This window comes from Kitasatospora sp. NPDC058406, from assembly GCF_042722765.1.
In the GTDB taxonomy this organism is placed as follows: Bacteria; Actinomycetota; Actinomycetes; order Streptomycetales; family Streptomycetaceae; genus Kitasatospora.
The window spans coordinates 6,319-15,368 of the sequence record NZ_JBHXKE010000093.1 but is presented as its reverse complement, the minus strand read 5'-3'; the positions used below and the strand labels follow the sequence as shown (position 1 = coordinate 15,368).

Annotated in this window: 9 protein-coding genes; 6 read left to right on the top strand and 3 right to left on the bottom strand. The window is 75.0% G+C overall.

Annotated elements, in window-relative coordinates; translation table 11 throughout:
• Positions 1-78 precede the first annotated feature (78 nt).
• A complete protein-coding gene (locus tag ACFWOG_RS19770; protein WP_380359903.1) occupies positions 79-1,023 on the bottom strand; it encodes an SGNH/GDSL hydrolase family protein in 945 nt (314 codons plus the stop codon).
• A 334-nt stretch (positions 1,024-1,357) separates the two neighbouring features.
• On the opposite strand from ACFWOG_RS19770, the gene ACFWOG_RS19765 reads away from it, so the two are divergent.
• Positions 1,358-3,013: an FAD-binding dehydrogenase gene (locus ACFWOG_RS19765; protein ID WP_380359901.1), complete on the top strand. Its 1,656-nt coding sequence runs from the start codon at positions 1,358-1,360 to the stop codon at positions 3,011-3,013.
• A 105-nt stretch (positions 3,014-3,118) separates the two neighbouring features.
• Here the strand turns inward: ACFWOG_RS19765 and ACFWOG_RS19760 are convergent, their stop codons facing one another.
• Positions 3,119-3,775 carry an NADPH-dependent F420 reductase gene (locus ACFWOG_RS19760; RefSeq protein ID WP_380359899.1) on the bottom strand — a complete coding sequence of 219 codons (657 nt, stop codon included), beginning with the start codon at positions 3,773-3,775 and terminating at the stop codon, positions 3,119-3,121.
• Between the two features lie 112 nt (positions 3,776-3,887).
• On the opposite strand from ACFWOG_RS19760, the gene ACFWOG_RS19755 reads away from it, so the two are divergent.
• Positions 3,888-4,256, top strand: coding sequence for a helix-turn-helix domain-containing protein (locus ACFWOG_RS19755; RefSeq protein ID WP_329879095.1), 369 nt, complete (start codon positions 3,888-3,890; stop codon positions 4,254-4,256).
• A gap of 54 nt (positions 4,257-4,310) precedes the next feature.
• Here ACFWOG_RS19755 and ACFWOG_RS19750 read toward each other — a convergent pair whose 3' ends face one another.
• On the bottom strand, positions 4,311-4,661 hold the full coding sequence (locus ACFWOG_RS19750; RefSeq protein WP_329879094.1) for a metalloregulator ArsR/SmtB family transcription factor: 351 nt from the start codon (positions 4,659-4,661) through the stop codon (positions 4,311-4,313).
• A gap of 91 nt (positions 4,662-4,752) precedes the next feature.
• Here ACFWOG_RS19750 and ACFWOG_RS19745 point away from each other — a divergent pair, with 91 nt between their 5' ends.
• The 4 genes from ACFWOG_RS19745 to ACFWOG_RS19730 form a co-directional block, all read left to right on the top strand.
• On the top strand, positions 4,753-6,783 hold the full coding sequence (locus ACFWOG_RS19745; protein WP_380359897.1) for a heavy metal translocating P-type ATPase: 2,031 nt from the start codon (positions 4,753-4,755) through the stop codon (positions 6,781-6,783).
• Entirely contained in the window at positions 6,780-7,190 is a 411-nt protein-coding gene (locus tag ACFWOG_RS19740) for a (2Fe-2S) ferredoxin domain-containing protein (protein ID WP_329879092.1), read from the top strand. Before ACFWOG_RS19745 ends, ACFWOG_RS19740 begins: the two co-directional genes overlap by 4 nt.
• A 190-nt stretch (positions 7,191-7,380) precedes the next feature.
• Positions 7,381-7,632, top strand: coding sequence for a hypothetical protein (locus tag ACFWOG_RS19735; protein WP_329879091.1), 252 nt, complete (start codon positions 7,381-7,383; stop codon positions 7,630-7,632).
• Positions 7,633-7,857: 225 nt separating this feature from the next.
• The coding region (locus ACFWOG_RS19730) for a choice-of-anchor A family protein (RefSeq protein WP_380359895.1) at positions 7,858-9,050 on the top strand (1,193 nt) is incomplete at its 3' end.

The following is a 9,050-nucleotide window of genomic DNA, read 5'->3' as shown; positions in this document are numbered from 1 at the left end:
GGGGTGCCGGGTCCCCCGCCCACCCCCCCCTCGGGGTTTCCCGCCCCGTGGGCGGCGTGAAGTCGGCTTCCCCCGGCCCTACCTGAGGGCGTTGAGGACGGCGTCGGCCATGACGCGCTCGCCGGTGGCGTTCGGGTGGAACGGGACGGCCGGGGAGCCGGGCAGTGCGCCCTCGACCCAGCGGTCGTCCGAGCAGACGTCGTGTCCGGCGGTCGGCGTGGCGGTGTCCACGAAGGTGGCGCCGTTGGCGGCGGAGGTGGCCGCCAGCATGGCGTTGAGCTTGCCGAGCACACCGTTCAGGTACGGGATGTCGCGCGGGGCGATGGGCTGGCGGAGCACGCAGTCCGCCCCGTCGGCGGGCAGCACGGACGGGTAGCCGACCACCAGGATCCGGGCCTTCGGGGCCTTGGCGCGGATGCGCTTCAGGGTGTCCGCGACCTGCGGGGCCGCCGCGGCGACCCGGTCGGCGAGGTCGTCGTTGCCGTACTGCCAGGACCAGCTGGACCAGTCCCAGTGGCCGTGGTGGTAGAGGTCCTTGCACGGCGTGCCGAGCGGGTTGACCACCGCGCCCGCGATGCAGGCGCCGACCACTTCGCCGATCCCGAGGTCGGTGACGCCCAGGTCGTTGCCGCCGATCCCGAGAGTGACCAGGTCCGTGTCGGCGGTCACCGCGTTCAGCTGCGGGTCGTTGACCCGGATGGAGGCGTCGTACTGCGGCTGCGTCATCGCCTTCACCTTGGCCGCCGCGCAGGTGACGTCGGTGTACGCGCCGGCGCGCAGGGCGGCGGCGACCAGGTGGCCGTAGTTGCGGTCGGAGCGCAGGCAGAGCCCGGCCGACTGGCCCGGAACGCCGGCGCCGGCGGCGTACGAGTCGCCGAGCGCGACGTAGTGCCGGGGCGCGGGGGCCGCGGCCTGCGCGCCGGTCGTGGTCAGGGCGAGGGCCGCGCCCAGTGCGGCGGCGCCGAGCAGCGCGGGCTTCCGGGAGGTACGGGTCGTGCGGCGGTTCCGGGCAGGGCGGAGCACGGTTCCTCCTGGGGGAGAGAAACGGGTGGGGTGGGGGGTCGTGCGAGCCTGGCCACAGCTACTGGAAGGTAAGTTACTTCCGGGTTTCGTATTCGTCCATGGTTTGCGCGGAAACACCCGAAAATCCGTCAGAGGTATTTCGAATTTCGCTCCACGGCGTATCGAAGGTATTTCCGAAACGGGGTGGAGCGGAATTCACGCCGCCGTTCGTCGCGGCCCCCGCAGGCCGCCGACCTGTTGACGGGCCCCGCCGCAGGCCGCAGTATCGGGCGCACCCGCACCGCCCGCGGGCAACAGCACCGCGCACGGCCGGAGCACCGATGGAGGAGCCCGCATGGCCCTGGACGCCGACGTCATCGTCATCGGAGCCGGACTCGCGGGCCTCGCCGCGACCGCCGAACTCGCCGACGCCGGACGGAAGGTGATCCTGCTCGACCAGGAACCCGCGGCCTCGTTCGGCGGCCAGGCGCACTGGTCCTTCGGCGGGCTCTTCCTGGTCGACTCGCCCGAGCAGCGCCGCATGCGGATCCGCGACTCGCCCGCCCTCGCCCGGCAGGACTGGCTCGGCACCGCCGGGTTCGACCGCCCCGAGGACGCCTGGCCGCGCCGCTGGGCCGAGGCCTACGTCGACTTCGCGTCCGGCGAGAAGCGGGCCTGGCTGCACGCGATGGGTGTCCGGTTCTTCCCCGTGGTCGGCTGGGCCGAGCGCGGCGGACAGCTCGCCGACGGTCCCGGAAACTCCGTCCCCCGCTTCCACATCACCTGGGGCACCGGCCCCGGACTGCTCGAACCGTTCGTCCGCCGGGTCCGTGCCGCCGCCGCGCGCGGACTCGTCGACCTCCGGTTCCGCCACCGGGTCACGGGCCTGTCCGGGAGCGCCGGCGCCGTCGACACGGTGACCGGCGAGGTGCTCGTCCCGAGCGGCGCGGCCCGGGGCGAGGCCAGCTCGCGGGAGGTCGCCGGCCACTTCGAGCTGCGTGCCCAGGCCGTGATCGTCACCTCCGGCGGCATCGGCGGCAACCACGAGCTGGTCCGCAGGTCCTGGCCGGCCCGGCTCGGCGCCCCGCCCGACCGGATGCTCTCCGGTGTCCCCGCCCACGTCGACGGGCTGATGCTGGGCATCGCCGGCGAGGCGGGGGGCCACCTGATCAACGGCGACCGGATGTGGCACTACACCGAGGGCATCGCCAACTGGGACCCGGTCTGGGCCAGGCACGGCATCCGCATCCTGCCCGGTCCGTCCTCGCTCTGGCTCGACGCCCTCGGCCGCCGGCTGCCCGTCCCGCTCTTCCCCGGCTTCGACACCCTGGGCACGCTCGAACACATCCGCACCACCGGGCACGACCACACCTGGTTCGTGCTCAACCGCCGGATCATCGAGAAGGAATTCACCCTCTCCGGCTCCGAGCAGAACCCCGACCTCACCGGCCGGTCCGTGCGGGGCGTCTTCGCCCGCGCCCTCCCCGGTGCCCCCGGCCCCGTCCGCGCCCACCTCGACCACGGGCCGGACTTCGTCGTCGCCGGCAACCTCCACGACCTCGCCCGCGCGATGAACGCCAAGGCGCGCGCCCAGCTGATCGACGCGGCCGAACTGCGCCGCGTCGTCGAGGCCCGCGACCGCCAGATCGCCAACCCCTTCGCCAAGGACCTCCAGGTCACCGCCATCCACGGGGCCCGCCGCTACCTCGGCGACAAGCTCATCCGCACCGCCGCCCCGCACCGCATCCTCGACCCGGACGCCGCCCCGCTGATCGCCGTCCGGCTGAGCATCCTCACCCGGAAGTCCCTCGGGGGGCTGGAGACCGACCTCTCGTCGCGTGTCCTGCGGGCGGACGGCTCGGTACTCGACGGCGTCTACGCCGCGGGTGAGGCGGCCGGCTTCGGTGGCGGCGGCGTCCACGGCTACCGCTCCCTGGAGGGCACCTTCCTCGGGGGCTGCCTCTTCTCCGGCCGCGCCGCCGGGCGCGCCGCGGCGGAGGCGACGGGGTAGTGGCGGCGGCGTAGCGGGGACGGCGGCGCAGCGGCGGTGGCCTGACGGCGGTGTGCGGTGCGACGGCGGTGACCGTGCCGCCGCCGGGGCCGCCCCGGCCCCGCGTCAGGCGGCGGGCACGCCCGAGTACTGCCGCGGCGGCAGGACGGCCTGCGCGTCGTGACCGGCGAACCAGAGGCCGATGGCGAACGCGGTGGCGGCCTCCAGCAGCCCGGCACGGGCCAGCGGGCCGGCCGTCACCGGCGTCGCACCGAGGTCGGCGGTGAGGCGGCCGACCAGGGCGAGCGCCCCCGGGTCGTCCCCGCAGAGCGGCACGGCGAGCGGGCGGCCGTCGAACACCGGCGGCGTGAGCCGCCAGACGCTCTCGTGGCAGGCGTTGAACGCCTTCACCACGTGGGTGCCGGGAGCGGCGGCGGCGATCCGTTCGGCCATCGACGGGCCGCCGGCGGTGGTGAGGTGGAGACCGAGCGGGCCGGGGGCGATCGGGTTGGTGCAGTCGACCAGCACCCGCCCGGCGGGCGGGGCCGCCGCCGCGACCACCGCCTCCACCGCGTCGGCCGGGACGGCGAGCAGCACCACCTCGCCGAACTCCGCCGCCGCCGCCGGGCCGGCCACCACCCACGCCCGCGCACCCGCGCTCTGCGCCGCCTCGGCGGCCCGCGCCGCCGACCGTGCGCCGAACACCACCTCGTGCCCGGCCCGGGCCCACTGCCCGCCGAGCGCCCGCGCCATGTTCCCCGCCCCGATGATGCCGATCCGCATGCGAAGTCTCCTGTCCGTCCGGCCTGTTCGGCCCCGTTCGGTCGATTCGGGATGACACTAGGAGCGCCGTCGGTTACCGATCGGTGCGTGACCGACGAACTCTGGGGGAGCGGTGGACGAGATTCCGGGCCAGACCTACCTGGCCGACTGCCGGGCCCGGGCGGCCTTCGACCTGCTCGGCAACACCTGGAGCCCGGTGGTGCTCTGGGCGCTGCGCGACGCACCCAGGCGCCCCGGCGCGCTGCGCACCCGGATCGGCGGCATCAGTGCCAAGGTGCTCACCGAGACGCTGCGTCGGCTGGAACACAACGGCCTTGTGGAGAGGCGTAGTTACCCCGAGTCCCCGCCCCGCGTCGAGTACGCGCTCACGCCGCTCGGCCGTACCCTCCTGCCCGCCCTGGAGACCCTGGGCGCCTGGGGGTCCCGGCACGGTGACGCCGTCCTCGCGGCCCAGGACCGCGCGGAGGAGTCCCCCCGGTGAAGGTGGCGGTGACGCGGCGGGGCGGGCGGTGCCGTGCGGCGGCCTCCGGGGGTCTCAGCGGTCGTCGGTGAGGCCGAGGCGGAGGTGGTCGACGTGGTAGACGGCCTGGTCGAGGAGGGCGGCGACGTGCTCGTCGTGGAGCGAGTAGACGACCGAGCGGCCGCGCCGTTCGCCGACCACCAGGCCGAGGTTGCGGAGCAGGCGGAGCTGGTGGGAGCAGGCGGACTGCTCCATGCCGACGGCGTCGGCGAGTTCGGTGGCGGCCCGGGGGCCCTCGCGGAGTTGGGCGAGTATCAGCAGGCGCGAGGGGGTGGCGAGGGCCTGGAGCGTACTGGCCACCTTGGCCGCGTTGGACGCGTCCAGGCGCATCTGCGGCACGGCGTTCTCGGCGGCTGAGTGTCCCATGGCTGAATCCTACGGGGCGGGTCCTCGGGTGGGCCGGCCGTCCATATGAACACATGAAGGTGTGTTCATGTGTTCCTGTATCGTGACGCCCATGCCCGCCACCGTGCTCACCCGCCCGCCCACCGCCGCCCCGCCCGCCGCACCGGCGCCGCACCGCACCCGCGTGCTCGCGCTGCCCGAGGCGCGCTGGGCGACGGCGAGCCTCGTCGCCTTCCTGGCCGCGCTCGCCGTCCAGCTGCCCGGTGGCCCCGGCTGGGCGTACGGCGCGCTGTACGCCGTCGCGTACCTCGCCGGCGGGTGGGAGCCGGCCCTGGCCGGACTGCGCGCACTGCGCGAGCGGACCCTCGACGTCGACCTGCTGATGGTGGTCGCCGCCCTCGGCGCCGCCGCCGTCGGCGAGGTCCTGGACGGCGCCCTGCTGATCGTCATCTTCGCCACCAGCGGCGCCCTGGAGGCCCTGGCCACCGCCCGCACCGCCGACTCGGTCCGCGGCCTGCTCGACCTCGCCCCCGCCACCGCCACCCGGCTGCGCGGGGACGGCCACGGCGCCGTGACCGGCCCCTGGGGCGGCACCGAGGAAACCGTCCCCACGACCGAACTCGCCGTCGGCGACACCGTGCTGGTCCGCCCCGGCGAGCGGATCGGCGCCGACGGCCGCGTCCTCGACGGCGCGAGCGACGTCGACCAGGCCACCATCACCGGCGAACCGCTCCCCGCCCCCAAGGCCGCCGGGGACGAGGTCTACGCGGGCACCCTCAACGGCGCCGGCGCGCTGCGCGTCCGGGTCGAACGCGACGCCGCCGACACCGTGATCGCCCGGATCGTCGCCATGGTCACCGAGGCGTCCGAGACCAAGGCACCCACCCAGCTCTTCATCGAGAAGGTCGAACAGCGCTACGCCGCCGGCCTGGTGGCCGCCACCCTGCTGCTGTTCGCCGTCCCGCTCGCCCTCGGCGCGGACCTCTCCGGCACGTTGCTGCGCGCCATGACCTTCATGATCGTCGCCTCGCCGTGCGCCGTGGTGCTCGCCACCATGCCGCCCCTGCTCTCCGCGATCGCCAACGCCGGCCGGCACGGCGTCCTGGTCAAGTCCGCGGTCGTCATGGAACGACTCGGCCAGGTCGACGCCGTCGCCCTGGACAAGACCGGCACCCTCACCGAGGGCACGCCCCGGGTCACCGAAGTCCGCCCGTTCGGCGGCGTCACCGAACACGGCCTGCTGGCACTCGCCGCCGCCGCCGAGCACCCCAGCGAGCACCCGCTCGCCCGCGCCGTCGTCGCCGCCGCCCGCGAACGCGGGACCGGCGTCCCGCCGGCCACCGACTTCACCGCCACCCCGGGCGTCGGGGTGCGGGCGGTCGTGGACGGCGCGGTGGTCGCCGTGGGCGCCCCCGGCCCCTACCGGGAACACCCCGAGGTCGTCGCCCTGGAGGCCGCGGGCCGCACCGCCGTCCTGGTGCTCCGCGACGGCGAACCCGTCGGCGTCCTCGGCCTCGCCGACCGCCCGCGCGAACAGGCCGCCGCCGCCGTCCGGGCCCTGACCGCGCTGACCGGCCGCCCGCCCGTGCTGCTCACCGGCGACAACCCGCGCGCCGCCCGCCACCTGGCCCGCGAGGTCGGGCTGACCGACGTCCGGGGCGGGCTGCTGCCGCAGGAGAAGGTCGCCGCCGTCCGCGCGCTGGCCGACGCCGGCCGGAAGGTCCTGATGGTCGGCGACGGCGTCAACGACGCCCCCGCCCTGGCCGCCGCGCACAGCGGGGTGGCGATGGGCCGGGCCGGCTCCGACCTCGCCCTCGAGACCGCCGACGCGGTCGTCGTCCGCGACGAGCTGACCGCCCTCCCCGCCGTGGTGGCACTCTCCCGGCGGGCCCGCACGCTCGTGGTGCAGAACCTGGTGATCGCCGGTGCGTGCATCACCCTCCTGGTCGTCTGGGACCTGGCAGGTACGCTGCCCCTGCCGCTCGGCGTCGCCGGGCACGAGGGCTCCACCGTGGTCGTCGGCCTCAACGGCCTGCGGCTGCTGCGCGAACGGGCGTGGCGGCGGGCCCTGGAGAACGAGGCCCCGCACGACGAGGCCCGCACCACGAGGCCCCGCGCCGTGAGGAGAGCTGAGACACCATGAGCCGCCGAGACCGCGAGCACACCGGCCGGCAGGGCCCGGCCTCCCCCGTGACCGTCACCGTCTGCCGGGGCTGCTGCTGCGGCACCGAGCAGAAGCACCCGGGCATCGACCACACCGGCCAGTACGAGCGGCTGCGCACGGCCGTCGGGGCATCGGGCCGGGTCCGGGCCGTCAAGTGCCTCGACACGTGCGCGCATTCGAACGTCGTGGTGGTCGGCCCGTCGAGCGAGGGCCGCGCGGCCGGGGGGCGGCCGGTCTGGCTCGGCTGGGTCCTGGCCGACGACATGATCGAGGAGATAGCCGAGTGGGTGCAGGCCGGCGGTCCCGGCCTCGCCGACCCCCCGGGCATGCTCGACCTCCAGCAGATCGCCGTCTCCCGCCGCGTCCGCGAGGGCCTGTCGGGCTGACCCGTCGGACCAGGGTGCCGCCGGGTGCCGCCGGGCCTCGGGGTCGGGCAGGGGCGTCCCTCCGCGCCGGATGAACGGGCGGTGAACAGTGCCGAGGGCCCCGGCGAAAGCAGGCCGAAGCCGACGGTCCGGGGTTTCCGGGGGAGCGCAGGGCCTAGCATGACCTTGGTTCCGACCCGGGAGGAAGACGATGACCACGGTCTGCCGCATCTGCGCGGGCACCGGCCGCACCGCCGGCCTCAGCTGTCGGACCTGCCAGGGCACCGGCACCACCGAGGTGGGCGGCGGCGGCGGGAACTGCTTCCTCTGCGACGGGACCGGCGTCTACGTCCGCTACCGGGTCGACGCCGGTGGCGCCAAGCACGCCTACCGCGACGAGATCTGCCGCACCTGCGACGGGACCGGCAACCGCGCCCCCTCGCCGTGGGACGAGTCCGCCTGAGCGGAGCCGGGCCGCAGGGCGGTCCGAAGGGCGGCCCGCGGGCCGGTCCGCGGGCCGGGCGGTCCGGCCGGCTGACAGGTCGTCCGGTGCGGACGCTCCACGCTCCCCGCGCGTGCCCGCCGCCCGGGTGACGGTTGGACTGTAAGGGTGCGGCTGGTCACCGCATCAGCGTAGACGGCCACCTCACCGGTGACCCGATCCGCGCTGCTGCCGGACGCTACGACTATGGCTTCCTTCAACCGACTGCTCTCCCGCGTCCGCAGACGCGCCGGAGCACTCGCCGTCCCCTGTACCGTCATCTCTGCCCTCGTCCCGGTGCTCGCCCTCGGCCCCGGGGCGGTCACGGCCGTGGCGGCCCCGCTCCCCGGCGGCTTGGGGCCGTGCGTCCCGGGCGACTGCCCGAACCCCTACCCGAGCTCGATCAACAACGGCCCGTTCGCCGGTCGGGACAACGGCATCAACGTCTTCGTCGGCGGAGACTTCCTGGTGACCGGCCGCGCCGCCGAGGCCGAGGGACGCGTCGTCGTCCTCAACAACTTCAGCCAGGCCAAGGAGGTGGGGGTCAGCTCGATCTACAACGTCGGCATCGCCGGCGTCGGCTCCCGGGTGCCCCCGCCGGACGGCGCGGACTTCCTCACCACCGGCGGCGGCGTCACCGTCGTCCCCGGTCAGACCCTGGTCGCCGAGGGCGGAGTCGTCCGGCACGCCGGCCCCGTCACCGGCACCGTGACCGGCACCCTGGTCACCGACCCCAACGCCGTACAGCCCTACAGCGGCCTGCGGGACCAGCTCACCTCCGCGTCCGACTGCTACGCCCGGGTCGGAGGCACGCCCCGGACCCCGACCGGTACCGCCGTCAACGAGGGCGGGCAGACCCTGTTCACCGGTGACGGCAGCTCGGCGCTCCAGGTGTTCAACGTCGACTTCAACCTCACCGGCCCGACCGGCGGCCAGCAGGGCATCGTCTTCGCGAACATCCCCACGGGCGCCACGATCCTGGTCAACGTGCTCGGCGCCACCCGGGCCCTGAACACCTTCAGCGGCGGCATCAACGACACCGACGACCCGCTCAACGCCTACCGCGACCACCTGCTGTGGAACTTCCCCGACGCCTCCGTCGTCAGCCTGGGCGGCACCGGCCAGTTCCAGGGCAGCTTCCTGATCGGCGAGCAGGCCTCGGTGACCACCGTGACCCTCGCGGGCGTCAACGGCCGGTTCTTCACCGCCGGCACCCTCAACCACACCAGCCTGGCCACCGGAGGCGGCGGCCAGGAGTTCCACGCCTGGCCCTTCAACGGCGACCTTCCCGCCTGCGGCACTCCTCCGGTGACGGGTGAGGTGCGGGTGTTGAAGACGGATGCGAATACGGCGGCGCCGTTGGCGGGTGGTGTGTTCGATCTGTGGGAGGAGACGAATGG

Excerpts from the sequence above, each read along its gene's own strand:
- ACFWOG_RS19765 (WP_380359901.1), top strand. The coding sequence starts at position 1,358 with ATGGCCCTGGACGCCGACGTCATCGTCATCGGAGCCGGACTCGCGGGC.
- ACFWOG_RS19760 (WP_380359899.1), bottom strand. The coding sequence starts at position 3,775 with ATGCGGATCGGCATCATCGGGGCGGGGAACATGGCGCGGGCGCTCGGC.
- ACFWOG_RS19750 (WP_329879094.1), bottom strand. The coding sequence starts at position 4,661 with ATGGGACACTCAGCCGCCGAGAACGCCGTGCCGCAGATGCGCCTGGAC.
- ACFWOG_RS19745 (WP_380359897.1), top strand. The coding sequence starts at position 4,753 with ATGCCCGCCACCGTGCTCACCCGCCCGCCCACCGCCGCCCCGCCCGCC.
- ACFWOG_RS19740 (WP_329879092.1), top strand. The coding sequence starts at position 6,780 with ATGAGCCGCCGAGACCGCGAGCACACCGGCCGGCAGGGCCCGGCCTCC.
- ACFWOG_RS19735 (WP_329879091.1), top strand. The coding sequence starts at position 7,381 with ATGACCACGGTCTGCCGCATCTGCGCGGGCACCGGCCGCACCGCCGGC.